Here is a 24,878-nt window from a genome sequence, read left to right on the forward strand (position 1 = left end):
GAGCGGGGCGGCCTGCTCGGAGTGGCGCACGTCGGGCGGGGGCTCCAGCCGGACGGCGTCCGCGCGCTCGCGGGCCTCCTCGGGGGTGGGCGCGTCCATCACCCACATCCCGGCCTCCACGCCGTTCTGCCCGGCGTGGGCATCCTGGAGGTGGGCGAAGCCCTGGTCCTTGAGGGCCTGCTCGAAGGCGGCCTTGCCCTCCGCGGCGGGAGGGTGCGCCGCGGCGGCCTCCGCGTAGGCGGCGAAGAAAACCCACAGGCGGGCCACCCGGTCCGACGAGGGCAGCGACGAGGGCCGCACCTGCGCGGACAGGAGCGCCCCGTCCGACGCGAAGCGCTTGCCCACCGCGAGGTGGCTCTCCAGGTCGTTCAGGTCGGACGGGATGAGCGACTCCACGTCCAGCACCGGCCCGCGCGCCTCGCCCGCGCCCAGGTAGGGGCTGGCGGTGGTGGGCACGGAGCCGGGCGTGCGGAAGCCGTCGCCGCCCTTGCGCCGGGGCGTCTGGGTGGCCGCGCCGGAGGACTCGAAGCCCGTGCCGGCGTCCGCGCGAGGGGCCCGACCCGTCCCGTCGGAGCGAGGGCCCCGGTTGGGAATGCCGACGCGGACCGAACGGGGGCCCACGTCGCCACCCTCCGGAGAGGCGCCGGCCTCCGTCCCTTCGCCGCCGGGGAGGCCGGGCTCGCCGGGCTCCGCGCCAGACTCCAACGGCGCGCCACCATCGGCTTCCGGCGGAAGCCCCACGGGCGGGGAGCCGATGCGGGTGCGGTCGCCAGACGAGGTGGTGGGGGTGGAGGTCTCCATCCCGTCATCGCGGAACGGAGACGCCGGCGATGGGCCCGTCGGCGCAGAGGAGCCACCGCCGGAGCGGGGCCCACCAGAGCCGGGAGGACCTCCTGCGCGGGGGCCGCGGATGTCGCCGACGTTTCCCATCACGAAGGATTCTCTCACAACGAGAACCCCGAGTTGCATGGGGGGCTACTCCCCCTCGCGCTCCACCTCCACGGGGCTGGTCATTCCGTTGGCATCCAGACGGACGCGGTACACGGCGTTGAGGCCGTCGCCATCTTCGTCCACGCGGGCGAGGCAGGACACCTCGGGTTCACCCACGGGGCTCTCCTCCGCCCGCACCTCGTACTGGAGGTGAACGATGGGGCCCGGGTCGAAGCCGATGCGGTGGAAGTCCTCGTGGTCCTGCGGGAAGGGCACGCCCTCGCCATGTCGAGGCACGGGCGCGGGATAGGGCGCGATGGGCACGTAGTCGCCGTGCTCGTCCCGGAAGGCCTGCACCGCGTCGCACAGGGCCAGCACCTGGACGCGGGCCTCATTGGCCACCCGCTCCGGCGACGCGCGGCTCCGGCCCGACGCCCCCATGATGGGCAGGTAGGCGATGTACAGGCAGCTCATGGCCACGGCGAGGAACACCGTGACCGCGACGCCCAGGCGCACCGCGAGGTTGCGGGGGCGCGCGGGGCCGGGCTCCTCGGGCTCCGGAGCCGAGGACATCAGGCCCACTCCCGGGGATTGCGCAGCACCTCCACCAGCCGGCCTTCGGGCGTGCCGGGCTCCGGGTGGTAGTCGTAGCGCCAGCGCACGCGCGGCGGCAGCGACATGAGGATGGACTCCGTGCGCCCCTGCGTCTCCAGGCCGAAGATGGTGCCCCGGTCGTAGACGAGGTTGAACTCCACGTAGCGGCCCCGGCGCACCTCCTGCCAGTAGCGCTGCTCCTCCGTCACCGGCGTGTCCTTGTGCTTCCGCGCGATGGGCAGGTACGCGGGGATGAAGCTGTTGCCGCACGCCTGCACGAACGCGAACTCGCGCTCCAGGTCACCGCCCATGTTCTCGAAGAAGATGCCGCCCAGGCCGCGCGCCTCGCCCCGGTGGCGCAGGTGGAAGTACGAGTCGCACGCGGCCTTGAAGCGCGGGTAGTACGTGGGGTCGTGCGCGTCGCACGCGGCCTTGTGCGCGCGGTGGAAGTGCGCCGCGTCCGCTTCGTCCAGGTAGTACGGCGTCAGGTCCGCGCCGCCGCCGAACCACGCGCGCCCGCCCTGGTGGATGAAGCGGTAGTTGGCGTGCACCGTGGGCACATGCGGGCTCTTCGGGTGCAGCACCAGCGACAGGCCACCGGCCCAGAAGGTGCGCCCCTCGCCCTGGAGCTTCCTGGCGAAGGCCTCCTCCAATTCGCCATGGACGATGGAGATGTTGACGCCCGCCTTCTCCAGGACGGCGCCATCCTCCAACACGCGGCTGCGGCCGCCACCGCCTCCAGGGCGGCTCCACGCGTCCTCGCGGAAGCGGCCCTGGCCGTCCAGTTCCTCCAGCGCTCCGCAGATGTCGTCCTGGAGCTTCTGGATGAAGGCGGCCATGCGCCCCTTCAAACCCTCCACATCCACCGTCGCCGTCATGCCCGTTGTCTCCCTGTCGCGGGTTGAACGGGCAGACACACTACTAAGGGCCCTGGGCGGACGGGGCCTCGAAGTCCACGGGAGGCGTGGATGGCGCCAGGTTGCCCGCTGCATCGAAGGCCTCGATGCGCGCGCGATAGCTGCGCCCGTCCTCTAGAGAGAAGGCCCCACCGCAGGCCTCATGGCCCAGATAAGCCGTATTGCCTTGCACGGGCAGCAGGTACTGCTGGGGAGAGATGCCCAGCCGGCGCGGCGACAGCTTCACCACCAGGAAAGCGGGGCTCTCCTCGCGTAGCGCCAGGTTGAGCTTCACGAAGCGCGCGATGCCCTGGGGCGAGCGGCGCACGAAGCCTTCCGAGACCGCGGGGCGCTTCACCCACTTGGGTGCCTTGGTGTCCGGCCCCTTGCCGCTCAGCCACGAAGGCTGCGCGCCCACCTGTCCGTTGAGGAGGGCGATGTTGGGGAGCACCTCCTGCAGGTTCAGGAAGTAGCGCTTGTCCGGCTGCATCGGCTCCGCCAGCTTGAGGATGATGGTGGCGCGGCCCAGGGAGCTCTCCCATCCCTTGGTGACCTTGAGCTTCACCTCGTGGTCGGTGGAGACCAGCTTCAGCGGCTTGCCCACCAGTCCCAGCACCGGCGACTTCGCGGTGCCCACGCCTTCCAGCAGGATGCGCATGTTGGTGGGGACGATGCCGCCCGGCGCGGGATACAGCTGCACTCCGTCCCCGGTGCACTGGGCGGAGGCGTTGGCGGCGGACAACAGGGCAGCGGCGAACACGAGGGCTCGGAACACGATGCCGCTCAGTGTGCGCCGGGAAAGGCCGCGAGGGAAAGTCCCGGCGGCTCCTGCCCTTCAGTGCTTGGGGCCTTCGTCCTCGCCCAGGGTGATGGCGCCGAAGCGCGCTTCGTAGCGTTGCACGTTTTCCTGGAGTGCCTTCAAGAGCCGCTTGGCGTGGCGTGGGCTGGTGATGATGCGCGAGCGGACGCGGGCCAGGGGCTGCTGAGGTTGGACATAGAGGAAGTCCAACACGAACTCCGAGTCCGTGTGATTCGTCAGGACCAGGTTGCTGTACTGGCCATTGGACACCTCTTCGGTCATCTGCACCTGGAGCTGCACTTCAGGGGGCTTCGTCGGAGTGTCGGCCATGAGTCAGGCGGCATAGCGCCTGGGGCCCGTCGTGGCCAGTGTCCTCCCCGTGAGCACGCGCTGGCGCGACATCGACGGAGAGTCCACCGCGCCCTTCACGCTGGGGCGGGGGCCGGACGCCTGCCTGCTCCTGCATGGCTTCACCGGCAGTCCCTGGGAGGTGCGTCCCCTGGGTGAGGCCCTGGCGGCGCGGGGGATGCGCGTGGTGGCGCCCAGGCTTCCGGGCCACGGCACCACGCCGGAGGCGATGCTGGGCGTGGACTTCCGCGACTGGCAGGCCTGCGCGGACGAGGCGCTGGCGTCGCTCTCCGGACACCGTCGCGTGTTCGTCGCCGGACTGTCCATGGGTGCGCTCCTGGCGCTGCGGTTGGCCGCGCATCAACCGGAATCCGTGCACGCGCTCGCGCTGGTGGCGCCCGCGGTGCGCTTCCGGGGCGCGCGCATGGCGCTGGTGAGACAGCTGTGCCGCACGCCGCTGCTCGAATGGACCACGCCGTGGGTGGACAAGGGCGGCACGGACATCTCCGACCCGGAGGTGCTGGCGAAGGCGCCGGTGCTGCCCGCGTTCCCGGTGGCCCGGCTGCGCGACCTGTGCAGACTTCAGGACCTGGCTCTGGCGGACGCGCCGAGGGTGCGCTGCCCGGTGCTGGTGGCCACCGCGGAGCAGGACCACGTGGTGGATCCGGAGGGCGGACGCTGGCTCGCACGGCGGATGAAGGCATGTCCCGAGGTGCGGCACGTGGCCTATCCGGAGGGCTTCCACATCATCCCGCGCGACGTGAGCGGTGCGCGGCTCGCCCGGGAGGTGGGGGACTTCCTCCAGCCGTGGCGTGCGGAGGAGGACTTCAGGAGCCGACCGGATTGGCCGGAGCAAGACGCGCCACCGCCGTGAGCAACTCCACCGCGTCGAGCGGCTTGGTGACGAAGGCGCTGAAGCCCGCGCGAAGGGCGCGGTCGCGGTCCTCGCGGCGCGCGGCGGCGGTGACGGCGAGCGCGGGCACACCGCCTCCGGATTCCCAGGGCAGCGCGCGCAGCCGGTACAGGAGCGAATAGCCGTCCTCGCCGGCCAGCGTCACGTCCGTCACCAGCACCGTGGGCGGAGAGCGGCGCACCTCGTCCATGGCGTCGGTGACGTTGGTGGCGGTGAGCACGTGCGCGCCCACGCGGGTGAGCAGCACGGACATCCACTCGCGCGCGTCCGGCTGGCCATCCACCACCAGCACGCGCTGGCCCTCCAGCTCCGGGAAGCGCGGCAGCGTCAGGCCCTCCACGGGGCGCGGCACGCGCAAGGAGCCCGGGGCCGTGCCCACGCGCGAGTTGGGCAGCACGACCGTGAACGTGGCGCCCCTCCCCAGCCCTTCGCTGACGGCCGTCACGGTGCCGCCGTGCAGCTCCACCAGGTGCCGCACGATGGACAGGCCCAGGCCCAGGCCGCCGTGCTGGCGGCTCACGCCGGTGTCCGCCTGATGGAAGCGCTGGAAGAGGAAGGGAAGGAAGTCAGTGGGGATGCCCTCGCCGTCGTCGCGCACCACCAGCTCCGCGCCCTCGTCGCACGTGCGCGCGGACACCGTCACGTGGCCGCCGTGCGGAGTGAACTTGATGGCGTTGGAGAGCAGGTTCCACACCACCTGCTGCAAGCGGTCCGGGTCGCCGAACAGCGGCACGCCATCCTCGTCCACGGAGACATCGAGCGTCAGCTCGCGCGCGAGCGCCGTGGGCCTGACGGCATCCAGCGCCGCCTCCACCACGTGGCCCAATTCCAGCGGCACCGGCTCCAGGCGCAGACGGCCGTTGGCGATGCGGCTGATGTCGAGCAGGTCCTCGATGAGCTGTCTTTGCGCGCGGGCGTTGCGCTCGATGGCCTCCACCGCGCGCTGTCGTTTGTCCTCGCCCAGCAGGCCCTGCCGCAGCATCTGCGACCAGCCGAGGATGGACGTGAGCGGCGTGCGCAGCTCATGGGACACCGTGGCGAGGAACGCGTCCTTGGCGCGGCTGGCGGCCTCCGCGACGCTCCGGGCCGCGCGCTCCTCGTCGTACAGGCGCGCGCGGTCCAACGCCTGCGCGCACAGGCGGCCCACCGTCAGCAGGAAGGCACGCTCCGGCGCGTCGAAGTCGCGCGCGTCGCCGAAGCCCAGGCCGAGCGCGCCGAACACGCGCCCACCGCTCACCAGCGGCACGGATGCCCAGGCCAACAGGGTCCGCTCGCGGGACAGCTGCGCGAGCCTCGGGTAGCGAGCCATGCACTCCGTCCACGAGCCCAGCGCGCAGGGCTCGCGGGTGCGCGTCACGTCCGTGAGGGGACAGGTCGCGGAGACCTCGAAGCGCTGCCAGCCCTCCAGCTCACCGGGAGCGAAGCCATGCGCGGCGGCGCGCTCGAAGACGTCCAGGCTCGTCCCTTCTGGCACCACCACCAGGCCGGTGAGGGCCCCCATGGCGAGGGCGCCTTCGCGAGCGGCCACCTCCACCACTTGCGCGGGGGTGAGCGCTTCGGAGAGCGCGGCGGTCATCGCCTGGAGGCGTTCGGTGCGCCAGGCCGCGGTGGTCCACGCGGCGCGGCGGGTGCTCACGAGCTCCGTCACGTCCACCGCGAAGGCGAGCACGCCCTCCACCTTCCCCTGCGCGTCGCGGCGCGGCAGCAGGGACAGGTTGAAGAAGAGCTCCTCGTCGGCGGGGCATGCGCGGGCGGATGCCTCGCGCAGGTGCAGGGCTTCTCCGGTGGCGAAGACGCGGTCCCAGGCCTCGTGCCAGCCGGGGCCCTCCAGCTGGGGGCAGGCCTCGCGCAGGGGGATGCCCACCTGACCTCGCGTGTCGAGCAGCGGCAGTCGCGTGGAGGTGCTGAACTCGATGTGGTGGCCGGGGCCGCGGTAGAGGCCAAAGAAGGCAGGGAGCTGCTGAAGCAGCTCATGCAGCGGCGGGGGCACACTGCCGGACGCCGCCACCCACCCGGCCTGGGCTTCATTCATGTGTGGCCCCCCCTACCCCGCGGAAGGCAAGGCTTCCGGCGAGGAGAGGTGGCCATCAAACACCGGGACGTGTCGGCACGCACGAAAAGCAACCCGGACAACCTGCCGGGTGTCATGGGTTGAGCGCTCCCTGGCGCTGCTGGCGTCCAGTAGCGGGCATCCCTCCCGGTTGGACGGGGAAACGCTCCCGGATGCCGGGCATCGGCTATGTCGGATGCCCGGCATGCCTTCTTCTCCTCCCGATTCGCGGCCCCTCGTCGAACTGCGCGGCGTCACCAAGTCCTACGCGGAAGGCGATTCCGTGCGCGAGGTGCTCTCGGGCACGTCGCTCTCCCTGCACCGGGGCGAGTTCGTGGTGCTGCTGGGCCGCAGCGGCTCCGGCAAGTCCACGCTGCTCAACCTCATCAGCGGCATCGACCAGGCGACGCACGGCGAAATCCTGGTGGAGGGCCGCGACCTGGGGCGCATGCCGGAGCGGGACCGCACGCTGCTGCGCCGCGAGCGCGTCGGCTTCATCTTCCAGGCGTTCAACCTCCTGCCCACGCTGACGGTGGAGGAGAACGTGCGGCTGCCGCTGGAGCTGCTCGGCCGCTCGAGCGCCGAGGCCAGCGCGCGGGCGCGGGAGTTGCTGGAACGGGTGGGATTGGGAACGCGCGCGAACAGCTTCCCGGACCGGCTCTCCGGCGGAGAACAGCAGCGCGTGGCGGTGGCGCGAGCCCTGGCCCACGCCCCGCCGCTGCTGCTGGCGGACGAGCCCACGGGCAACCTGGACGAGGAGACGGGCGGACAGGTGTTGGACCTGTTGGAAGGGCTCACCCGGCAGGGCAACGCGTGCGCGCTCATCGTCACGCACGAGCCCGCGATGGCGGAGCGCGCGGACCGAGTGCTGACGATGGAGAACGGACGCTTGGTGGAGCGCCCCGGCGGTGCGCGCGGCCGGGGGACGCCATGAGGGCGCTGCTCGCACGCTCCAGCCTGCGGCACCTGGGCGGGCACCCGTGGCTCACGGCGCTGTCGCTCCTGGGCATCGCGATGGGCGTGGCGGTGGTGGTGTCCATCGACCTGGCGAGCGGCAGCGCGCTGCGAGCCTTCGAGCAATCCACCGACGTCGTCGCGGGTCGCGCCACGCATCAAATCGCAGGAGGAACCTCCGGTCTGCCGGAGGGCGTCTACACGGCGCTGAAGCTGCGGCCGGACTCACCAGACGCGGCGCCCGTAGTGCAGGGCTTCGTGCAGGTGGAGGGCGGCAACCACCGCACGCTCACGCTGCTCGGCCTGGATCCGTTCGCGGAAGCCCCCTTCCGGGACTTCTCCAGCGGGGGCGCGGTGGGGGACGTCGGCACGCTGCTCACGCGGCCCGGCACGGTGGTGATGGGCGCGAAGACGGCGCGGAGCCTGGGCGTGAAGGCTGGGGACACGCTGCCGGTGATGGTGACAGGACTTCGCCGGGAGCTGCGCGTATCGGCCCTGCTGACGCCTTCGCAGGAGACGACGGAGCGCGCGCTGGAATCGCTGCTCATCGCGGACATCTCCACCGCGCAGGAGGTGCTGGGCCAGGAGGGCCGGCTGACGCGCGTGGACCTGCGCTTGAAGGGCGGCGAGGCGCAGGCCGCGGCGCTGAAGGCCACGCTGCCGCCGGGCGCGGAGTTGGTCCAGACGTCCGGGCGCGCGGGCACGGTGGAGCAGATGACGCGGGCGTTCCGAACCAACCTCACCGCGCTGTCGCTGCTGGCGCTCGTGGTGGGGATGTTCCTCATCTACAACACGATGACGTTCTCCGTGGTGCAGCGGCGCGGGATGCTGGGCCGGCTGCGCGCGGTGGGCGTGACGCGAGGCGAGCTGTTCGCGGTGGTGCTGGGCGAAGCCCTGCTCCTGGGAATGGTGGGCACCGCGGCGGGGCTGCTCCTTGGCATCCTGATGGCCAGCGGACTGGTGGGCCTCATCACCCGCACCATCAACGACCTGTACTTCGTGGTGAACGTGCGGCGTCTGTCCTTGGAACCGTTCACGCTCATCAAGGGCCTGAGCCTGGGCCTGGGCGCGACGGTGCTGGCGGCGCTCGTCCCCGCGTGGGAGGCGGCGCGAGCGGCACCGGTGACAGCGCTGCGGCGCTCGACGGTGGAGGACGTGTCGCGCAACCGGGCGCCCCGGCTGGCGGTGCTGGGGTTGATCATCCTGGCCCTCTCGGCGGCGGTGCTCGCGTGGCCCACGCAGGCGCTGATGCCGGCGTATGCGGGGCTCTTCGGCGTGCTGCTGGGCAGCGCGCTGCTGGTGCCTTGGGTGACGGAGAAGCTGACGGTGGCGGCGGCGCGGCCGCTGGGCGCGATGTTCGGTCCACTGGGACGCATGGCGGCCCGAGGCGTGACGGCAAGCCTGTCGCGCACGGCGGTGGCGCTGGCGGCGCTGATGGTCGCGGTGGCGACGACGGTGGGCGTGGGCCTGATGGTGTCCAGCTTCCGAGGCACGGTGGCGGCGTGGCTGGAGTCCGCGTTGCAGGCGGACGTGTTCGTGTCACCGCCGTCACTGGTGGCGCGGCGCGGGGATTCGTCGCTGGTGCCGGGGCTCGCGGAGAAGCTGCGGTCCACGCCCGGCGTCGAGGCGAGCGGATCCATCCGCGTTATCCACGTGCGCATCAACGACGTGGACACGGACCTGCTGGCGGTGGACTTCGCGAAGGGCCACGAGCGGACGTACCGCTTCAAGGAAGGGCGCGCGGAGGACGTGTGGCGACAACTGGACGCGTCACCGGACGCGCTCATCGTGTCGGAGCCCTTCGCGTTCCACCGGGGCGTTCACGCAGGCGACACGCTGCGAGTCGCCACCGACAAGGGGCCGCACGACTTCCGCGTGGCGGGCGTGTACTTCGACTATGGCTCGGACGTGGGGACGGTGCTGATGCCGCGTGCCACGTATGAGCACTGGTACGAGGACCGGGGCGTGTCCGGCCTGTCCCTCTTCGCCGCGCCCGGACAGGACGTGGACGAACTGGTGGCCCGCGTGCGCGACCGCGCGGGCGGTGAGCAGGCCTTGAACGTGCGCGCGAACCGGGCGCTGCGGCAGGCGTCGATGGAGGTGTTCGACCGCACCTTCACCATCACGCAGGTGCTGCGCTTGCTGGCGATTGGCGTCGCGTTCGTGGGCGTGCTGAGCGCGCTGATGTCGTTGCAGTTGGAGCGGGCGCGCGAGTTCGCGGTGCTGCGCGCGACGGGGCTCACGCCGGGACAACTGTGGGGCATGGTGTCGTTGCAGACGGGCCTGCTGGGCTTGCTCGCGGGGCTGTTCTCCGTGCCGCTGGGGTTGGCATTGGCCTACGTGCTGGTGCACGTCATCAACCAGCGCTCGTTCGGGTGGACGTTGCAGCTGGTGGTGGCGCCGGGCGTGGTGGGACAGGCGCTGGTGCTGGCCCTGGTGGCAGCGGCGCTCGCGGGACTGTACCCGGCGTGGCGCATGGCGCGCGCGAACCCGGCCATGGCGCTGCGGGAGGAGTGAGGCATGGGGCGGGGACTCGTCATCGGGGTGGTGTTGGTGCTCGCCGCGCTGGGCGTGGCGGTGGGCGTGGTGCTGCGGGACACGGAGGACACCGGGCCCGCGAACACAGGCGGCATGACGGTCGCGTCCGCGATGGGCGGAGACGGCGGCACGGAGGGCTACGCGCGCGCGATGGAGCCCCGGCCCTTCCACTTCCCGGAGGACCACGGCCCCCACCCCGACTTCCGCACCGAGTGGTGGTACTGGACAGGAAATCTAGAGACGCAGGACGGGCGCGCCTTCGGCTACCAGTTCACGCTGTTCCGCAGCGCGCTGTCGCCAGAGCAGCCGCAGCGTGAGTCCAGCTGGGGCACGCGGCAGGTGTTCATGGGGCACTTCACGCTCACGGACGTGAGCGCCGGGAAGTTCCACGTCACCGAGCGCTTCAGCCGCGCGGCGCAGGGGCTTGCGGGCGCGGACGGGGCGCCCTTCCATGTCTGGCTTCAGGACTGGGACGTGCGCAGCGAAGGCACGGGCGGCACGTGGCCCATGCACCTGCGCGCGCAGGGCGACGGAGTGACGCTGGAGCTGACGCTGGACGAGGGCAAGCCGCCGGTGCTCCAGGGTGACAAGGGTTTGAGCCAGAAGGGCGCGGAGCGGGGCAACGCGTCCTACTACTACTCGATGTCGCGCATGCCTTCGCGGGGCACGGTGTCGGTGGATGGGCAGACGGTGCAGGTGAAGGGCGAGAGCTGGATGGACCGCGAGTGGAGCACCAGCGCGCTGAGCGGCGACCAGGTGGGCTGGGACTGGTTCGCGCTCCAGCTCTCCGATGGCAGCGAGCTGATGCTCTACCAGCTGCGCAAGAAGGACGGTTCGAAGGACGCCTTCAGCGCGGGCACGTACATCCCCGCGACGGGTGAGGCCGTGCACCTGACCGCCGATGACATGCAGTTGGAGCCCCGGGGCACCTGGAAGAGTCCGCGCGGCGGCGAGTACCCGGCGGGCTGGCGCGTCCAGGTCCCCAAGGTATCGCTGGAGCTGACCGTGACGCCGAAGCTGCCGGACCAGGAGCTGCCGGTGCTGGTGCGCTACTGGGAGGGCGCGGTGACCGTGGACGGCACGCGCGAGGGCCAGCCCGTGCAGGGGCGCGGCTACCTGGAGATGACCGGGTACGCGGATGTGCCCCGGAGCGATGAGACCGTGCGCAGCCGCACGCCGTGACTCAGCCCCGGGCAGCCCGATTCACCTGGAGGGCGTGAGCTTCCTTCAGGTACGGGCGCAGCAGCCGGAGCGTTTCGTGGCTGGGGTTGAGCACGCTCAGCCAGAACATCCGCGAATAGGCCGGGTGCGGTAGGAGCACGTCCAGATCCGTGTAGTCCACGCGCGGGTCGAGCACCGGGAACAGCTTCTGGAAGCTCTCCTTGCTCAAGCCCAGGTTCAGCCGGAACACCTCATCGCGGTCCAGCTCCGAGTGATGGTCGAACTCGGTGTCCCGGGTGACGATGGTCGCGAAGGGGTGCTTCCGCTCGTCCCCCGCGAAGAAGAAGAGGTCCGGCGTGGAGGTGTCCATGTGCACGTCCTTGAACGCATCCTGGATGTACTCCGCCAGCGCTTCCAGGCTGATGGCTCCTGTCATGGCGCACTCCTCCGAGTCGTACCGGAGTCGCTCTATCACGCATGGAAACAGCCGGTCATGCTCCCCTCCCACTTTCCCGGAGTGACCCGCGATGCATCTTCCAGGGATGACCGCCGTTTCCTCACGGCTGTTGTTGGGGCTGAGCCTCGTGTTCGGGATGAGTGCCGCGGCATGTGGCGGGCACGACGATGACGGCCTGAACTGCAAGGTGGGCGATCCCCAGTACCAGACGGACCTGTCCTTCGGCCGGAACCGGGTGGGCAACGAGCCCGTCAGTGAGGCCGAGTTCCAGGCCTTCGTGGATACGGTCGTCACGCCCCGCTTCCAGGATGAGCTCACCGTGTACGACGCCAACGGGCAGTACCGGTTGGAGTCCGGCGAACTGATTCACGAGCAGACCAAGGTCATCGTGCTGCTGCACGATGGCAGCGCGGCACTCTCGGCTGACATCGAAGCCATCCGAGAGGAGTACAAGAGCCAGTTCGACCAGGAGTCGGTGCTGCGCATCGACTCCCTGCCCTGCGTCGCGTTCTAGACCGCGAAGCGCTCCCGGATCGCCGCGGCGCCCCCGCGCTCCAGCCACGCATCGAACGTGAGCAGGCCTGGCGCCAGCCGCCGCAGCGCCGGGATGTCCGCGCTCTCGAACACAAAACCATCCTCGAACAGCTTCACGAGCTTGCGCAGCATCGGGCTCGCCGCAAGCATCTCTGGCGGAAACCGTGAGTAGGAGATGGACGTCCCGGTGGCCCGGCCGATCTTCTCCGCGAGTGCACTGCCGGTGAGCGAGTCTCCCGCCATCTCCAGCGTGGTCCCCACGTACGTGCGCGGATCCGCGAACACGCGCGCGGTCAGTACGCCGATGTCCTCCCCCGCGATGAACTGCATGGGCTGCTCCGGCTGGATGAAGAACTGGAGCGCCCCCCGTGCCAGGCCGAAGTCCGGCACCAGCAGCAGCTCCATGAAGGTCCCCGGCCGCACGATGGTCGCGCGAAGGCCACTGGCCCGGACGTGCTCCTCGATGCGCCACTTGGTCTCGAAGTGGTCCACACCCGTGCCGGGACGCAGCCCCAGCACCGACGTGTAGACGAAGTGCTCTACGCCTGCCGCCTTCGCCGCGTCCGCGATGGATGTGCCGAAGCGGACCTCGTCGTCGTCCGTGACGCCGTAGCTCGCCTGTGCCGAGCTGGGCTGGATACTGAAAACACCGTAGGCCCCCGCGACCGCACGGTCGAGCGACGCGCGGTCCCCCATGTCCCCACGCACCAACTCCACGCCCGCCGCTTCAAGCTCGCGGGCCTTCGCGCTCGCCGGGTCCCGCACGAGCGCGCGGACCCGCCAGCCGTCCTTGAGCAAGGCTCGCGCCGTCGCGCCTCCCTGCTGCCCTGTCGCTCCCAGCACCAACACGGTTTCGCGCTTCGTCGCCATCAGGTCCTGCCTTTCCCTTGCTAAGCGGAGGATTGCTCCGGTTAAATGCGGAGCTATCCTCCGTTTTTCAAGTGGCAATGACAAAGCAGCCGAAGAAGCCTCAGGAGGACGTGACGGGCGGAGCCTTGCGCGCGGATGCGCGGCGCAATCGGGAGCGGCTGCTCGTGGCGGCGCATGCAGTGTTCTCCGAGCGCGGCGCGGACGCGTCGCTCAACGACGTGGCGAAGCGGGCGGAGGTGGGCATCGGCACGCTCTACCGTCACTTCGAGTCGCGGGAGGCGCTGCTCGCCGCGACGTGCGACGAACAACTGCTGACGCTCGCGAAGAAGAGCCTCGAACGCTCGGAGGCACTGCCCCCTCTCGAAGCCCTGCGCCTCTTCCTGGCGGAGCTCGTGCACTGCGCGGGGATGTACAAGGGGCTCGCGGCGTCGCTGGGGATCGTCCTCAAGAACCACACCCAGGGCTGTGACGCGACGACGGCCGAAGGCGAGCGCCTGCTGAAGGCCGCCCAGCACGCGGGCGAGGTGCGAAGCGACATCCTCCTGGATGACGTGGTGTGCATGGCGATGGCCATCTCCCTCGCCGCCGCGGAGGACGCCTCGGATTCCAAGCGCATCCACCGCCTCACCGGGATGTTCTTCGACGGGCTGCGCTCCCGCCCCGAGCCCCGCGGAGCACGGCACCGCTGACTCCGGCTAGATTGCCGGCCCCATGAACGTCCTCGTCACCGGGGCCACTGGCCTCATCGGCAACGCCATTGCCCATCGGCTCGTGAAGCAGGGCGCCTCCGTCCGCGCGCTCGTGCGGGACCCGGCCCGCGCCGCGAAGCTGCTCCCCTCCTCCGTGCAACTCGTCCCGGGTGACGTCACGTCGCCGGGCACCCTGCCCGCCGCGTTGCATGACGTGGAGCTCGTCTTCCACGCCGCGGGCATGCCGGAGCAGTGGCATCGGGACGACTCCATCTTCGACCGGGTGAACCGTCAGGGCAGCGTGAACGTCCTGTCCGCCGCTCATGCCGCGAAGGTGCGCCGCGTGGTCTACACGTCCACCATGGATGTCTTCGCCGCGCCCCGGGGCGGCGAGCTGACCGAAGCCCACATCGACCCGCACCCCAAGCCCACCGTCTACGAACGCTCCAAGCAGGACGCCGAGCGCGCCGTGGAGGCCATCCGCCAGCAGGGCCTGGACGTCGTCTTCGTCAACCCGGCCGCCGTCTACGGTCCCAGCCCCGTGCACGTGGGCCTCAACTCCTTCTTCATCCAGCTGCTCAACAAGAAGGCCCCGCTGCTCCCGCCGGGCGGCATGTCCGTGGTCCACGTGGACGGCTGCACCGACGTGCACCTCGCCGCCGCCGAGCGCGGCGTCAACGGCGAGCGCTATCTCGTCGCCGACCAGTACGCGAGCAACGCGGACCTCGCGCTCGCCATCCACCAGGCCGCCGGGGCCGGCAAGCCGCCCGCCGTCGCGCCCGTGTTCCTGATGGAGGCCCTGGCCCGCGTGTCCGCGCCGCTCGCGCGCGTGTTTCCCTTCACGCCGCTCGTCGCGCCTGGACAGCTGTCCTTCATGCGCTGGGAGGCTCGCGTAAACGCGGCCAAGGCCCAGCGGGAACTGGCCTTCCGCCCCACCCCGCTCGCGGACGGCGTGGCCCACACCGTGACCTTCCTGCGCGACCAGGGACTCGTCCCTCGCGCCTGAAAGAACATGGGGGTCCGTCCCACAGGGATGACGGACCCCCACGCAGTGGGTGACTGCCTACCGCCGGACTACTCCTTCGCCGGCTCCGACATCCCGACGGTCTTCTTCAGTCCGAGCATCTCGTGTGTCCTGCGCATCCAGCGCGTTGACTGTGATTGAGGCCGGGGCGCCGGAGGTGCGCCCCCTTGGACCGCAATCTGGAGACGCCCCCCCAGGGCAGGGAACCGGGTGGGCCACGCCTCACCCGGCCGAGGCTTCCGTTCGTGGACCAGGCAGGCAGTGCCCCCTTCGTCCAATGACATGCATCCGGATCCGCCGCGCTCCCGTACCCGCCACCGTCGCGCCCTCCAACCCGCCCGCCTGCCCTCCGGCCCGGGACACGGGCCTTCACGGACCCGTTCGACACGGGGTGTCGTCACACGGCGTGAGACCCACCTTTCAACGCACACGCGTCCTTCACGGGTCCGACCCCCGTCGAGGCCGCTCGGGCCCCGTATCCCTCACCACGGAGTGACACCATGGCATTGCTATCCAAGCTGCTGGGCGCGCTGGGCGCGTCACAACGGAGTGTCTTCAGGGGCAGTGGCTGGAACCGCGGACGCAGCGCCTACGGCCGGCGTCCCATCGGCTATGGATACCGGGGACGCAGGTCCTCCGGCGCGGGCGGCTCGCTGGGTCGGATGATTCTCGCGGGCCTGGGCGCCTACGGCCTGCGCCGCTATTTCAACAACCGCTCGAGGGCCACGGGTTACTGAAAGCGGGCCGCCGTGCACGGCAGCGCCGGGAAGTACCGTGGACTTCCCCCGGCAAGGCGCACCGTCACGGCACCCCCACGCAGGCACGGGAGCGTTCCACGGACATCTCCCGGTGCCTGACATCCCGCACGCTCCGTCGGTGCGGGCGCCTTCTCTTGGAGTAGGGTCCCTTTCCGTGTCCGGCCATTGGCCGACGAAAGAGGCTCCGCACGCATGGCGAAGGCGAAATACGTCCTGGCGCTGGACCAGGGCACCACGGGGACCCACGTCTCCATCCTCGATACCCGGTTGCAGGTGGTGGGCCGCTCCTACAAGGAGCTGCCCCAGCACTTCCCCAAGCCGTCGTGGGTGGAGCACGACCTGATCGACATCTGGAACACCAGCGAGTGGTGCATCGCCCGCGCGCTCAAGGACGCCGGCCTCACCGGCCGCGACATCGCAGTGGTGGGCATCACCAACCAGCGGGAGACCACGGGCCTGTGGGACCGCGAGACCTCCGAGCCCCTGGCCCGCGCCATCGTCTGGCAGGACCGCCGCACCGCGGACATCTGTCAGAAGCTCAAGGCCCAGGGTGTCGAGCCCCGCGTGCGGGAAGTCACCGGTCTGGTGCTGGACCCCTACTTCTCCGGCACCAAGCTCACCTGGCTCTTCCAGCACCTCAAGGGCGCCAAGAAGCGCGCCGAGCGCGGCGACGTGTGCTTCGGCACCATCGACTCGTGGCTCGTGCACAAGCTCACCGGCGGCGTCGCGCACGTCACGGACGTGTCCAACGCCAGCCGCACGCTGCTCATGGACCTGCGCACGCTCAACTGGGATGACGAGCTGTGCTCGCTCCTGGGCGTGCCGCGCGCGTGCCTGCCGGAGATCCGCGGCAACGCGGAGGTGTACGGCACCACTCGCGGCATGCGCAGCCTGCCGGACGGCGTGCTCGTCGCGGGCATGGCGGGCGACCAGCAGGCGGCCCTCTTCGGGCAGGCGTGCTTCAACCCCGGCGAATCCAAGTGCACCTACGGCACCGGCGCCTTCCTGCTCATGAACACCGGCACCCAGCCGGTGCGCTCCACCGCGGGGCTGCTCACCACCGTGGCGTGGAAGCTGGGCAACACCACGCACTACGCGCTGGAGGGCAGCTCCTTCATCGCGGGCGCCGCCGTGCAGTGGCTGCGCGACGGCCTCAAGGTCATCAAGAAGGCCCCGGACGTGGAGGCGCTGGCCGCCAGCGTGAAGGACTCCGGCGACGTCGTCTTCGTCCCGGCGCTCGCGGGCCTGGGCGCGCCGCACTGGCGCCCGGAGGCGCGCGGCCTGTTCGCCGGCATCGACCGCTCCACCACCGTGGCGCACCTGGCGCGCGCGACGCTGGAGGGCGTGGCCCTTCAAATCCACGACCTGGCGGAGGCCATGCGCCGCGACAGCGGGCGGGACATCCCCGTCTTCAAGGCGGACGGCGGCGCCGCGGCCAACAACCTGCTCATGCAGTACCAGGCGGACCTCTTGGGCGTGCCGGTGGTCCGCCCGCGAAATCTCGAGACCACGGCCCTGGGCGCGGCCTTCCTGGGCGGCCTGGGCGCGGGCGTGTGGACCAGCCCGGACGCCATCCGCCGCGCGTGGAAGGCGGACCGGACCTTCAAGCCGAAGATGAAGCCGGAGGTGCGCGCGCGCCACCTGGAAAAGTGGAAGCAGGCGGTTTCGCGCGCGTGAAATGAGACAAAGGAGCCCGGCGCATTGAACGCGCCGGGGCTTCCATCGGGCAAGGGAGCGGGTAGAACGGCCGCCATGGCCTACGACCGCACGTTGCTCTCCCCGGATGCGCTCCAGACCTTCCTCGCCCAGCACCCCGCATGGAAGCACGAGGGCGGGATGATCCGCCGCACCTACGACGCGCCCTCGTTCCTGGAGGGCATCGCCTTCGTGGAGCGCGTGGCGAAGGCCGCGGAGGCCGCGGACCACCACCCGGACATCGACATCCGGTGGCGCAAGGTGACGCTGGCGCTGGTGACGCACGACGCGGGCGGCCTCACGTCCCGCGACTCCGCCCTGGCGGCGGAGGCGGACCGCCTCTTCAGCGAAGGGGCCGCTGTCCGGTGATTCACGGCGTGCGTAGCACCCTGGCGGCCCTGGCGTGCGCGGTGTCCCTCGCCGCGCTCCCGGCCCTGGCCCAGGACGACGCTCCCACGGAGCCCCGTCCGGAACGTCTGTACTTCAACTCCGGCGCGCTGCTGGGGTCGGCGCGCGTGGTGGGCCTGGGCGGCGCCTACGTGGGCATCGCCGAGGGCGCCGCGGGCGTGTCCAGCAACCTGGCCGCCCTGGCCCAGCGCAGCGCGTCGCTGGAGCGCGACTGGGACCTGGGCGTCACCCTGTCCTGGCTGGACCTGCCCTTCACCGGCACCAAGCGCCGGGACGTGGACAACGACGGCCTGGCCGACGAAACCGTGGACAGCCGCCAGCTGCTGGGCGCGCTGATGCTGCAATACAAGCGCTTCGGCATCGGCTTCCTCTGGCGCAACAGCCGCACGGGCTACTGCCTCACCCTGGGCTGCCGGGGCGAGGGCGAGAAGCTGCGCGTCTCCCTCACCCAATCCACGCTCGCGGGCTCCATCGCCTTCGGCCAGGACGACTTCATCCTGTCGCTGGGCATCTTCTCCGCGCAGGCCAGCTTCAGCGAGATGGGCGACCAGTCCTGGCGCTACGGCGACACCGGCGTGGCGGTGGACATGCTCTTCCGTCCGCACGGGCGGCCCTACCGCATTGGCGTGGCGGTGCGCCCGGAGGTGGTGGCGGGCTGGCGCCGCGACGACGGCCAGAGCCCCTTCATCGCTGGCCGTCAGGTCTACGCGGCCGTGGTGTCGCCCGCGGTGCTGTCCCTGGGCGCCAGCTGGCGGCTGGGCGAGGGCGCGCACCGCTACAACCGGCTGTCCCCCGCCGCCCGGCGGCAGCTCCAGGTGGACGGGGACGCGCTGCCGGTGCCGGAGGAGGAGCCTCGCGACGCGCTGGCCGGCCGGTGGCTCATCACCGCGCAGGTGGACCTCATCTCCAGCGTGAGCAACGCGGTGGCGTCGCGCTCGCTCGCCATCACCACGGAGCCGCAGCCCGTGGGCGAAACCCCCACCTTCCAGCCGCGCCTGGGCGCCGAATGGGACACCTTCCCCGGCCTGTTGCGTCTGCGCGCGGGCACGTGGCTGGAGCCGTCCCCCTTCCGGGACAGGAACCCCCGGCCGCACCTCACCGGCGGCTTCGAGCTGTTCGTGCTGCGCTACTGGGAGGACTGGTCCATCACCGCGTCGTTCGACCTGGCGAGCCGCTACTCCAACTGGGGCATCTCCATCGGCTTCTGGCGGTAGTGTCTGGCTTTGCGCCTGCGTGGGTAACGCGAGGACCTTCGTGGGTGCTCGCGTCGCCCATCCACGGCGTCGCGAACCCCACCCACGCGATACATCCGCCGTCCGGCAGCGGGCGGCCGAGCAACCTTCCGTGCCGTATTTGCCGGTGTGGGATGGCATGCGAACCCTGCCGTACACGGAGGGGATTCCATGTATCTGGGGCGGGGGTGGCGCCGGACTGTCGTTGGAGCGACGGTGCTGGGTTTCGCGTTTGGCGGAGGGTGGGGGTGCGGAGGCGGGGCTGAAAAGCCCGATCCGGACAACTGCCAGGATTCGAAGTTGGGGTGCCCACCCTCGGAGCAGCCTTCGATACCGGGCGAGGTTCCACCTCCGGGGAGCGGCACGCAGACGCCGCCGGGCAATCAGAACCCACAGACACCACCGCCTCCGGTCCAGGAGCCGGGGACCGTGCCGCCCGCATCCGGGGCCACGCTGTGGTTCGCGAAGGAGGGCGCCGCGCAGGACGACCTGGCGCTGGACCTGGCGGTGGACGCCACGGGCGACTTCTTCACCGCCGCCGTGCACGGCTACGACGACCTGGAGGCGCGCACGCCCACGGATGACGCCGTGGAGCTGGTCCTCACGCGGCGCTCCGGCGCGGGGCAGACGCTGTGGACGCACGCGTACGACGTGCGCGTGGACGCCACGCCTGAAACGCTGCGCGCGGACGTTCGGGCCCGCGTGGCGGCGGACGGCGCTGGCGGCATGCTGCTGGCCGGCAACATCCAGGGCACGGTGGACCTGGGCACGGGCAAGCTCAGCGACGGCGCCATCATCGCGAGGCTGTCCGCGGATGGCGCGACGCTCTGGGCGCACCGGGTGCCCGGCGAGCTGACGGTGAAGGACGTGGCGGCGGATGCGCAGGGCCGGCTGTACGTGGCCTATACGGCGCCGGGCACGGTGGACCTGGGCAACGAGGTGAAGGGGGCCTCGGCCGGCGTGGCGGTGTTCACGGCGGACGGCACGGCGGAGCGCGCCTTCGCAGTGGGCAGCGCGGAGTCCGAGGGCGCGGGCGCCGAGCCCCTGTCCCTGGCCCCCGGCGCGGACGGCAGCGTGGCGGTGGCGGGGCGCTACACGGGCACCGTGCGCTTCGGCACCAACGCCACGCAGGGCTCCAGTTCGGGGAGCCCGTTCGTGGCGCTGTACGGGCAGGACGGCGCGCTCGGCTGGGCGAAGGTGCGGCCTGGCGTGAAGGGGAGCGTCCGAGACGTGAGCCGCGACGCCGCCGGTGACGTGGTAGCGGGCGGCGACTTCCAGGGCAGCTTCTCCTGGGCGGGCGCGGCGCTGAAGGGCGCGGCCAGCCCCAGCCCCTTCGTGGTGGTGACGGGCGCGGACGGCACCGAGCGCTGGGCGCGCGACCTGGGCGTGGATGCGTCCGTGCAGGGCGTGGCCATCCACTCCACCGGAGAGGTGCTGGTGGTGGGCTACACGTACTCGTGGCTGGAGAACGGCGCCACGGGCCCGGACGGCCTGGGGTCCGCGCAGCTCTTCACCCAGCGCTTCGACCCCACGGGACAACCGCTGGCCTCGCGCCTCTTCCTGGGCACCGCGCCGGAAGCGCGCGGCGAGCTGTACGGCGTGGAGGCGGTGCCAGCGGTGACGTTGATGCCGGACGGCGACGCGGTGCTGTTCGGCTACACAGACCGCGTCACCGACTTCGGCGTGGACAAGTTCAAGCCCACGCGCGGCGATGTCTTCCTGGTGCGCGTGAAGTACTGACCGCCTACCGCGAGCCCCGCGGAGCGCTCCCACTTCCGGTGGCCGGGGGCGCTCCCGCGGGCCGCTGATCCGGGGCGGTGGAGGCGCCTCCTCCGGGCCGCAGCGCGTTCTGGCCCAGGCGTGAGAAGTTGATGGAGTTGCTCAGGATGCGCACCGCCTCCTGGTCCGCGTGGAAGCCCATGGAGTTCTCCGCCTCCACGAAGTCCAGGTAGAACTGGGCGCGCTTCTGCAGGTCGCGCGCCTTGGCCAGTGACTCGTCGGGCACTCCCGCTTTCCGTGCGCTCTCAAGGTCGTGGATGAGGTCCACCAGCGCGTCCATGGCGATGTTGCGCGTCTGGAAGGTGCGCGTCTGGATGGTCTCCGCCCGGTTGAGCAGCTCCGCCTCGCTCCACTTGTGGCACGTCTGACAGGCGCGGTTGATGTTGAGCAGCGGGCTGCGCACGTGGTGGTCGCTGATCTTCATCGCCCCCTCGCGCTGGTAGGGCATGTGGCAGTCCGCGCACGCCACGCCGCTCTTCGCGTGGATGCCCTGGTTGTACATCTCGAACTCAGGGTGCTGCGCCTTGAGGACCTTCGCGCCGGTGAGGGCGTGGGTCCAGTCGGCGTGCCCGTCCTCGTCGTAGTAGGCCATGATCTGGTCGATGTTGATGCCCTTGGCCCAGGGGTACGTGAGGCGCTTCTCCTTGCCCTTGAAGTAGTACTCGACGTGGCACTGCCCGCACACGTACGTGCGCATCTCCTGGCGGGTGGCGTCCTCATTCACCTTGAAGCCGGGCACGCCCTGGCTGGCCTTGAGCGCGGCGATGCCCTCGATGAAGCCGGGGCGGGTGACGCGCAGCTGCATGGTGGAGGGGTCGTGGCAGTCGATGCAGGACACCGGGTGCTCCACGAGCTTGCGAGCCTCGGCGAAGGGCATCTGGTTCATCTTTTCGAAGCCCTTGATGAGGTCCCCGTCCCCCAGCTTCTTGTAGGGCACGTACACGCTGCCGTGGCAGTGGATGCAGGTGCCCGGCTGCTGCGTCACCTGCTGCCGCTGGGTGAAGACCTGGTCCTCCAGCATGTGCGCGTGGCCGCGCTCCTCGCGGAAGTCGGTGGCGAAGGCGTAGCCGCTCCACATGGTGACCAGGCGGGGGTCCTCCTCCAGCCGGCTCTGCGCCACCACCGAGCGAGGGTCCGCCTGGGTGGGCGTGCGCGCCACCGCCTCGCTGCCACCGTAGCGGGTGCGCTTCTGGTCCACCGTGCGCTTGTAGCCGTCGTATTGCAGCGGGAAGTTCTTCCCCCACACGGCGGGGTCCGTGATGGTGTCATCGAGCTCCACCACCCGGTAGAAGGGGTTCCTCGCCTCCTGCTTGCGCTCCATGATGTTGACCAGCAGGGCGGTGACGCCCGCCGAGGCCAGCGCCGCCGCCACCGCGACCGCCACCACGAGTTGGGTGCCGCTGAACCGCCGGCGCTTCTCCGGAGCCTTCTCGGGCTCGGTCATCGTGCATTCTCCTTACGGATGAGCTCGGGGTTCCCCGACCCTTCGGGGTGGCCCACGGAGTTGTGGCAGGTGAGGCACTGGAGCTGCTCGCCGGGGGCCACCTGCCCGTGGCCCGTGGGGGGCGTCTCGATGGCCTCCACGATGGAGGCATGGCACTTGCGGCACGCGTTCTCCGTCACCACGCGGTTGCCCGGACGCAGGCGGATGGGGTCCGGGAAGGTGCCGGTGGTGAAATAGAAGGAGTGCCAGAAGCCGTTGCTCGCCTTCGTGTAGTACTTGGGCAGAAAGCCCGCGGGCGTGTGGCAGTCGTTGCAGGTGGCCACCGCGTGATGGCTGCTCTTGCGCCAGCCGTCGTACTGCTCGTTCATGATGTGGCAGTTGGCACAGGCGGCAGGGTCGTCCCGCAGGTAGGACGAGCCCTTCGCGTACGCGAAGGTGAAGCCGCCGAGACCGACCGCCACACCCATGGCAATCCCGAGGGCCACGGCCAGTACGGTGCGGGATGCGAAGAGCACGTGGGCCACCCTACATAAATCGCCCATCGGTGGGGGAAACACTTCAACAGCGTGACGGTGGCGCGTGCGCGTGAAGTGTCAGACAGACGTCCACGACCGCTGACCGCATGGTCCCACCCCTCCGGCAGGCCCATGCTCGAGCATGTCCAAGCGTGCGGCGGCGTTGCTGTGTCTGGGGCTGAGCTCGGCCTGCGCGCACTACCGTGTCCAGGCGCCCGGCGCCGCCGGGGCCAGCGCCACCGAACCGCAAGGCGAGGTCCTCTGGTCCCTGGGCTGGGGGCTCGTCCAAGAGCGGCCCCGGGTGGACAACTGCCAGGGCCAGGCGCTCGCGGAGGTCACCCAGAGCACCAACGTGGGCTTCGCGCTCATCGGCGTGCTGACGCTCGGCCTCGCGATGCCGCAGCGGGTGGAGTGGCGCTGCGCCAAGGCCCAGCCGGCGCCCGGCGACCTTGGGGTGCGGTAGCCATGCCCCCCGTCATCCACGAGAGCAGCCAGAAGCGCTGGCAGAACTGGCACCAGAGCTACACCCAGAGGCTGGAGCTGCTGGTGGACGTCTGGAACGCGGATGCCTCCCAGTCCACGGTGCCGGGCTACCTCGACACCACCGTGGGCCTGCAGGGCCTCATCCAGCGCGCGCTCACCGAGCGCCTGGAGATCCGCGGCCTGGGGGGCGGCTGGTCCTTCTCCAAGGCGCCCGCCACCAGCGGCATCCTCGTCAACACCCGGCCGCTGAACTACCTCTTCCCCGCGCCCCGCACCCATCCCGACCATCCGGGCCGGAGGGAGGACCTCCTCTTCGCGCAGAGCGGTGTCTCCGTCGCGGAGCTGAACCACTTCCTGAAGAAGGTCGGCAAGTCCCTGACCACCTCGGGCGCCAGCAATGGGCAGACCATCGCCGGGGCCATCGGAACAGGCACGCATGGCTCCAGCCTGGAGACCGGCGCCATGCAGGACTTCGTGGTGGGCCTGCACGTCGTCGTCTCACCGGACCGCCACGTCTGGCTGGAGCGAGCCAGCGCGCCGGTCATCCACGACGAGACTCCCCAGAAGCTTGGCGCGGAGCTCATCCGGGACGACGCCCTCTTCAACGCCGCCCTGGTGGGCCTGGGCGGCTTCGGCCTGGTGCACGGCGTCCTGATGGAGGTGGTGGACCTCTACTACCTCCAGGCGTACCGCCAGCGGATGCCGCTCACCGAGGGGCTCTGGCGCGCGTTCGACCAGCTCGACTTCTCCGGCATCACGCTGCCGGGGCCGCAGGGGCTCAAACCCTATCATTTCACGGCGGTCATCAATCCCAATGACATGGACCGGGGCGTCTTCGTCACGGTGATGTACAAGCATGCGCGGTGTCCGGAAGGCTCGACCCCGCCCAGCCCCGGCAGCAAGCTGACACAGGGGGACAGCGCGCTCGAAATCGTCGGCGTGCTGACGGACATGGTCTCGGAGCTGACCATCCCCCTGCTGTCGCGGCTGATGGATCGCTTCTACACGGAATACGAAAACGTCTGCGGGACGCACGGCGAGCTGTTCACCGACACGACCACCCGGGGGAAGGCCTGGGGCAGCGCTGTAGGAGTCCCGCTCGGCCGGGTGCGCGAGACGGTGGAGATGGCCCTCGCCATCAATCGCGCCCACGCGTTCCCCGGGCTGTTCGGGGTGCGCTACGCCCTGCCCTCCAAAGCCACGATGGCGTTCACCCAGCACGCGCCCATGACGTGCATCCTGGACATCGACGGGGCGTCGTCCACCCGCACGAAGTCCTACAACCGTCGCGTCTGGCAGCAGCTCGCCAAATCCTCCATCCCCCACACGTACCACTGGGGCAAGTTCCACGAACTGGATGGCCCGGCGGTGCGCGGCCTGTACGGCGAGGCGCACGTCAACGCCTGGCTCGAAGCGCGCCGGGCCCTGCTTCCCACGCCAGAGCTGCGCGCGGCCTTCGCCAATGACTATCTCCGCGGACTGGAACTCGCGTGAGGAGGCTCGCCAGCCTGTCGATGGTGGGCGCCCTGCTCGCCCCGGGCGCGGCGAGCGCGCGAGACAGCGATAACATCAACCTCTACCGCTACGTGCTCGACGTGGACGTGCCGGAGTCCCCGGCCCTGGTCGCGATGGAGGAGGCGCCCCTGCGCGTCCTGCTCGGCGCGGCGCCCAAGCCGGTGATGGCCACGGTCCTGGCGTCAGCGTCGCCGGAAGCGTTCCGTCCGGGGATCAGCCTGGACGTCGCGCCCTACTTCCCGGGCCCGGCGCGCTGAAGCACCGGGCCCGTTCATGTTTCACAGCGGAGAAT

The 24,878-nt window shown here is 70.7% G+C and carries 24 protein-coding genes and 1 pseudogene; 15 read left to right on the forward strand and 10 right to left on the reverse strand.

Annotated elements, in window-relative coordinates; translation table 11 throughout:
* From D7Y11_RS12710 to D7Y11_RS12730, 5 genes and pseudogenes are all read right to left on the reverse strand, one after another.
* Nucleotides 1-801: pseudogene (locus tag D7Y11_RS12710) on the reverse strand (hypothetical protein); the annotation flags it as partial.
* A 174-nt stretch (nucleotides 802-975) separates the two neighbouring features.
* Complete coding sequence (locus tag D7Y11_RS12715; protein WP_180946130.1) at nucleotides 976-1,503, reverse strand: hypothetical protein; 528 nt, start codon at nucleotides 1,501-1,503, stop codon at nucleotides 976-978.
* Entirely contained in the window at nucleotides 1,503-2,402 is a 900-nt protein-coding gene (gene hemF, locus D7Y11_RS12720) for an oxygen-dependent coproporphyrinogen oxidase (protein ID WP_120575624.1), read from the reverse strand. Before hemF ends, D7Y11_RS12715 begins: the two co-directional genes overlap by 1 nt.
* A gap of 43 nt (nucleotides 2,403-2,445) precedes the next feature.
* Complete coding sequence (locus tag D7Y11_RS12725; RefSeq protein ID WP_233605232.1) at nucleotides 2,446-3,195, reverse strand: hypothetical protein; 750 nt, start codon at nucleotides 3,193-3,195, stop codon at nucleotides 2,446-2,448.
* 60 nt (nucleotides 3,196-3,255) lie between these two features.
* Nucleotides 3,256-3,549, reverse strand: a complete 294-nt coding sequence (locus D7Y11_RS12730) for a DUF3467 domain-containing protein (RefSeq protein WP_120575625.1) — start codon at nucleotides 3,547-3,549, stop codon at nucleotides 3,256-3,258.
* A gap of 70 nt (nucleotides 3,550-3,619) precedes the next feature.
* On the opposite strand from D7Y11_RS12730, the gene D7Y11_RS12735 reads away from it, so the two are divergent.
* On the forward strand, nucleotides 3,620-4,441 hold the full coding sequence (locus D7Y11_RS12735) for a carboxylesterase (protein ID WP_121755517.1): 822 nt from the start codon (nucleotides 3,620-3,622) through the stop codon (nucleotides 4,439-4,441).
* Here D7Y11_RS12735 and D7Y11_RS12740 read toward each other — a convergent pair.
* The gene (locus tag D7Y11_RS12740) at nucleotides 4,395-6,512 is read right to left on the reverse strand and encodes an ATP-binding protein (protein WP_120575626.1); all 2,118 of its coding nucleotides are present in this window, start codon (nucleotides 6,510-6,512) and stop codon (nucleotides 4,395-4,397) included. The two genes, D7Y11_RS12735 and D7Y11_RS12740, sit on opposite strands and share 47 nt — an antisense overlap.
* Before the next feature lie 223 nt (nucleotides 6,513-6,735).
* On the opposite strand from D7Y11_RS12740, the gene D7Y11_RS12745 reads away from it, so the two are divergent.
* The 3 genes from D7Y11_RS12745 to D7Y11_RS12755 are packed head-to-tail and all read left to right on the forward strand — an operon-like array spanning nucleotide 6,736 to nucleotide 11,204.
* A complete protein-coding gene (locus D7Y11_RS12745) occupies nucleotides 6,736-7,464 on the forward strand; it encodes an ABC transporter ATP-binding protein (protein ID WP_120598205.1) in 729 nt (242 codons plus the stop codon).
* Nucleotides 7,461-10,001: an FtsX-like permease family protein gene (locus tag D7Y11_RS12750; protein WP_126933827.1), complete on the forward strand. Its 2,541-nt coding sequence runs from the start codon at nucleotides 7,461-7,463 to the stop codon at nucleotides 9,999-10,001. Before D7Y11_RS12745 ends, D7Y11_RS12750 begins: the two co-directional genes overlap by 4 nt.
* A 3-nt stretch (nucleotides 10,002-10,004) precedes the next feature.
* Nucleotides 10,005-11,204: a lipocalin-like domain-containing protein gene (locus D7Y11_RS12755; RefSeq protein WP_126933828.1), complete on the forward strand. Its 1,200-nt coding sequence runs from the start codon at nucleotides 10,005-10,007 to the stop codon at nucleotides 11,202-11,204.
* Nucleotide 11,205: 1 nt separating this feature from the next.
* On the opposite strand, the gene D7Y11_RS12760 is transcribed toward D7Y11_RS12755, so the two are convergent.
* The gene (locus D7Y11_RS12760) at nucleotides 11,206-11,619 is read right to left on the reverse strand and encodes a DUF6194 family protein (RefSeq protein ID WP_120575629.1); all 414 of its coding nucleotides are present in this window, start codon (nucleotides 11,617-11,619) and stop codon (nucleotides 11,206-11,208) included.
* Nucleotides 11,620-11,725: 106 nt separating this feature from the next.
* Here D7Y11_RS12760 and D7Y11_RS12765 point away from each other — a divergent pair, with 106 nt between their 5' ends.
* The gene (locus tag D7Y11_RS12765; protein ID WP_233607273.1) at nucleotides 11,726-12,154 is read left to right on the forward strand and encodes a DUF3574 domain-containing protein; all 429 of its coding nucleotides are present in this window, start codon (nucleotides 11,726-11,728) and stop codon (nucleotides 12,152-12,154) included.
* Here the strand turns inward: D7Y11_RS12765 and D7Y11_RS12770 are convergent.
* Nucleotides 12,151-13,044, reverse strand: coding sequence for an NmrA/HSCARG family protein (locus D7Y11_RS12770; protein ID WP_126933830.1), 894 nt, complete (start codon nucleotides 13,042-13,044; stop codon nucleotides 12,151-12,153). The genes D7Y11_RS12765 and D7Y11_RS12770 overlap by 4 nt on opposite strands.
* A gap of 77 nt (nucleotides 13,045-13,121) precedes the next feature.
* On the opposite strand from D7Y11_RS12770, the gene D7Y11_RS12775 reads away from it, so the two are divergent.
* From D7Y11_RS12775 to D7Y11_RS12805, 7 genes are all read left to right on the forward strand, one after another.
* Nucleotides 13,122-13,733 (forward strand): TetR/AcrR family transcriptional regulator, encoded by a 612-nt coding sequence (locus D7Y11_RS12775; protein ID WP_120575632.1) that lies wholly within the window; start codon nucleotides 13,122-13,124, stop codon nucleotides 13,731-13,733.
* A gap of 22 nt (nucleotides 13,734-13,755) precedes the next feature.
* The gene (locus D7Y11_RS12780) at nucleotides 13,756-14,739 is read left to right on the forward strand and encodes an SDR family NAD(P)-dependent oxidoreductase (RefSeq protein ID WP_126933831.1); all 984 of its coding nucleotides are present in this window, start codon (nucleotides 13,756-13,758) and stop codon (nucleotides 14,737-14,739) included.
* Nucleotides 14,740-15,257: 518 nt separating this feature from the next.
* Complete coding sequence (locus D7Y11_RS12785) at nucleotides 15,258-15,494, forward strand: hypothetical protein (RefSeq protein WP_120575634.1); 237 nt, start codon at nucleotides 15,258-15,260, stop codon at nucleotides 15,492-15,494.
* 213 nt (nucleotides 15,495-15,707) lie between these two features.
* A complete protein-coding gene (gene glpK / locus D7Y11_RS12790) occupies nucleotides 15,708-17,192 on the forward strand; it encodes a glycerol kinase GlpK (RefSeq protein WP_126933832.1) in 1,485 nt (494 codons plus the stop codon).
* Between the two features lie 75 nt (nucleotides 17,193-17,267).
* On the forward strand, nucleotides 17,268-17,579 hold the full coding sequence (locus D7Y11_RS12795) for a 4a-hydroxytetrahydrobiopterin dehydratase (RefSeq protein WP_126933833.1): 312 nt from the start codon (nucleotides 17,268-17,270) through the stop codon (nucleotides 17,577-17,579).
* Nucleotides 17,580-17,587: 8 nt separating this feature from the next.
* On the forward strand, nucleotides 17,588-18,832 hold the full coding sequence (locus D7Y11_RS12800) for a hypothetical protein (protein WP_233596753.1): 1,245 nt from the start codon (nucleotides 17,588-17,590) through the stop codon (nucleotides 18,830-18,832).
* A 447-nt stretch (nucleotides 18,833-19,279) separates the two neighbouring features.
* Entirely contained in the window at nucleotides 19,280-20,590 is a 1,311-nt protein-coding gene (locus D7Y11_RS12805) for a hypothetical protein (protein ID WP_126933834.1), read from the forward strand.
* Nucleotides 20,591-20,594: 4 nt separating this feature from the next.
* Here D7Y11_RS12805 and D7Y11_RS12810 read toward each other — a convergent pair whose 3' ends face one another.
* Both D7Y11_RS12810 and nrfH read right to left on the reverse strand, forming a co-directional pair.
* Nucleotides 20,595-22,073 carry an ammonia-forming cytochrome c nitrite reductase subunit c552 gene (locus tag D7Y11_RS12810; protein WP_126933835.1) on the reverse strand — a complete coding sequence of 493 codons (1,479 nt, stop codon included), beginning with the start codon at nucleotides 22,071-22,073 and terminating at the stop codon, nucleotides 20,595-20,597.
* On the reverse strand, nucleotides 22,070-22,588 hold the full coding sequence (nrfH, locus tag D7Y11_RS12815) for a cytochrome c nitrite reductase small subunit (RefSeq protein ID WP_199753724.1): 519 nt from the start codon (nucleotides 22,586-22,588) through the stop codon (nucleotides 22,070-22,072). The genes D7Y11_RS12810 and nrfH overlap by 4 nt, the downstream gene beginning before the upstream one ends.
* Before the next feature lie 142 nt (nucleotides 22,589-22,730).
* On the opposite strand from nrfH, the gene D7Y11_RS43265 reads away from it, so the two are divergent.
* From D7Y11_RS43265 to D7Y11_RS12825, 3 genes are read left to right on the forward strand one after another with little or no spacing between them, the layout of a single operon-like run.
* Nucleotides 22,731-23,051 carry a hypothetical protein gene (locus tag D7Y11_RS43265; protein ID WP_158620727.1) on the forward strand — a complete coding sequence of 107 codons (321 nt, stop codon included), beginning with the start codon at nucleotides 22,731-22,733 and terminating at the stop codon, nucleotides 23,049-23,051.
* 2 nt (nucleotides 23,052-23,053) lie between these two features.
* The gene (locus D7Y11_RS12820; protein ID WP_158641932.1) at nucleotides 23,054-24,565 is read left to right on the forward strand and encodes an FAD-binding protein; all 1,512 of its coding nucleotides are present in this window, start codon (nucleotides 23,054-23,056) and stop codon (nucleotides 24,563-24,565) included.
* Nucleotides 24,562-24,843, forward strand: a complete 282-nt coding sequence (locus D7Y11_RS12825; protein ID WP_126933838.1) for a hypothetical protein — start codon at nucleotides 24,562-24,564, stop codon at nucleotides 24,841-24,843. The genes D7Y11_RS12820 and D7Y11_RS12825 overlap by 4 nt, the downstream gene beginning before the upstream one ends.
* The last annotated feature ends 35 nt before the right edge of the window (nucleotides 24,844-24,878 follow it).

The sequence above is a fragment of the Corallococcus sp. AB018 genome, assembly GCF_003986945.1.
In the GTDB taxonomy this organism is placed as follows: domain Bacteria; phylum Myxococcota; class Myxococcia; order Myxococcales; family Myxococcaceae; genus Corallococcus; species Corallococcus exiguus.

Bases quoted from the DNA above. Each gene is read 5' to 3' on its own strand.
- D7Y11_RS12715 (WP_180946130.1), bottom strand. From the start codon at position 1,503: ATGTCCTCGGCTCCGGAGCCCGAGGAGCCCGGCCCCGCGCGCCCCCGC.
- hemF (WP_120575624.1), bottom strand. From the start codon at position 2,402: ATGACGGCGACGGTGGATGTGGAGGGTTTGAAGGGGCGCATGGCCGCC.
- D7Y11_RS12730 (WP_120575625.1), bottom strand. From the start codon at position 3,549: ATGGCCGACACTCCGACGAAGCCCCCTGAAGTGCAGCTCCAGGTGCAG.
- D7Y11_RS12740 (WP_120575626.1), bottom strand. From the start codon at position 6,512: ATGAATGAAGCCCAGGCCGGGTGGGTGGCGGCGTCCGGCAGTGTGCCC.
- D7Y11_RS12745 (WP_120598205.1), top strand. From the start codon at position 6,736: ATGCCTTCTTCTCCTCCCGATTCGCGGCCCCTCGTCGAACTGCGCGGC.
- D7Y11_RS12750 (WP_126933827.1), top strand. From the start codon at position 7,461: ATGAGGGCGCTGCTCGCACGCTCCAGCCTGCGGCACCTGGGCGGGCAC.
- D7Y11_RS12755 (WP_126933828.1), top strand. From the start codon at position 10,005: ATGGGGCGGGGACTCGTCATCGGGGTGGTGTTGGTGCTCGCCGCGCTG.
- D7Y11_RS12760 (WP_120575629.1), bottom strand. From the start codon at position 11,619: ATGACAGGAGCCATCAGCCTGGAAGCGCTGGCGGAGTACATCCAGGAT.
- D7Y11_RS12765 (WP_233607273.1), top strand. From the start codon at position 11,726: ATGACCGCCGTTTCCTCACGGCTGTTGTTGGGGCTGAGCCTCGTGTTC.
- D7Y11_RS12770 (WP_126933830.1), bottom strand. From the start codon at position 13,044: ATGGCGACGAAGCGCGAAACCGTGTTGGTGCTGGGAGCGACAGGGCAG.
- D7Y11_RS12775 (WP_120575632.1), top strand. From the start codon at position 13,122: ATGACAAAGCAGCCGAAGAAGCCTCAGGAGGACGTGACGGGCGGAGCC.
- D7Y11_RS12780 (WP_126933831.1), top strand. From the start codon at position 13,756: ATGAACGTCCTCGTCACCGGGGCCACTGGCCTCATCGGCAACGCCATT.
- D7Y11_RS12785 (WP_120575634.1), top strand. From the start codon at position 15,258: ATGGCATTGCTATCCAAGCTGCTGGGCGCGCTGGGCGCGTCACAACGG.
- glpK (WP_126933832.1), top strand. From the start codon at position 15,708: ATGGCGAAGGCGAAATACGTCCTGGCGCTGGACCAGGGCACCACGGGG.
- D7Y11_RS12795 (WP_126933833.1), top strand. From the start codon at position 17,268: ATGGCCTACGACCGCACGTTGCTCTCCCCGGATGCGCTCCAGACCTTC.
- D7Y11_RS12810 (WP_126933835.1), bottom strand. From the start codon at position 22,073: ATGACCGAGCCCGAGAAGGCTCCGGAGAAGCGCCGGCGGTTCAGCGGC.
- D7Y11_RS43265 (WP_158620727.1), top strand. From the start codon at position 22,731: ATGTCCAAGCGTGCGGCGGCGTTGCTGTGTCTGGGGCTGAGCTCGGCC.
- D7Y11_RS12820 (WP_158641932.1), top strand. From the start codon at position 23,054: ATGCCCCCCGTCATCCACGAGAGCAGCCAGAAGCGCTGGCAGAACTGG.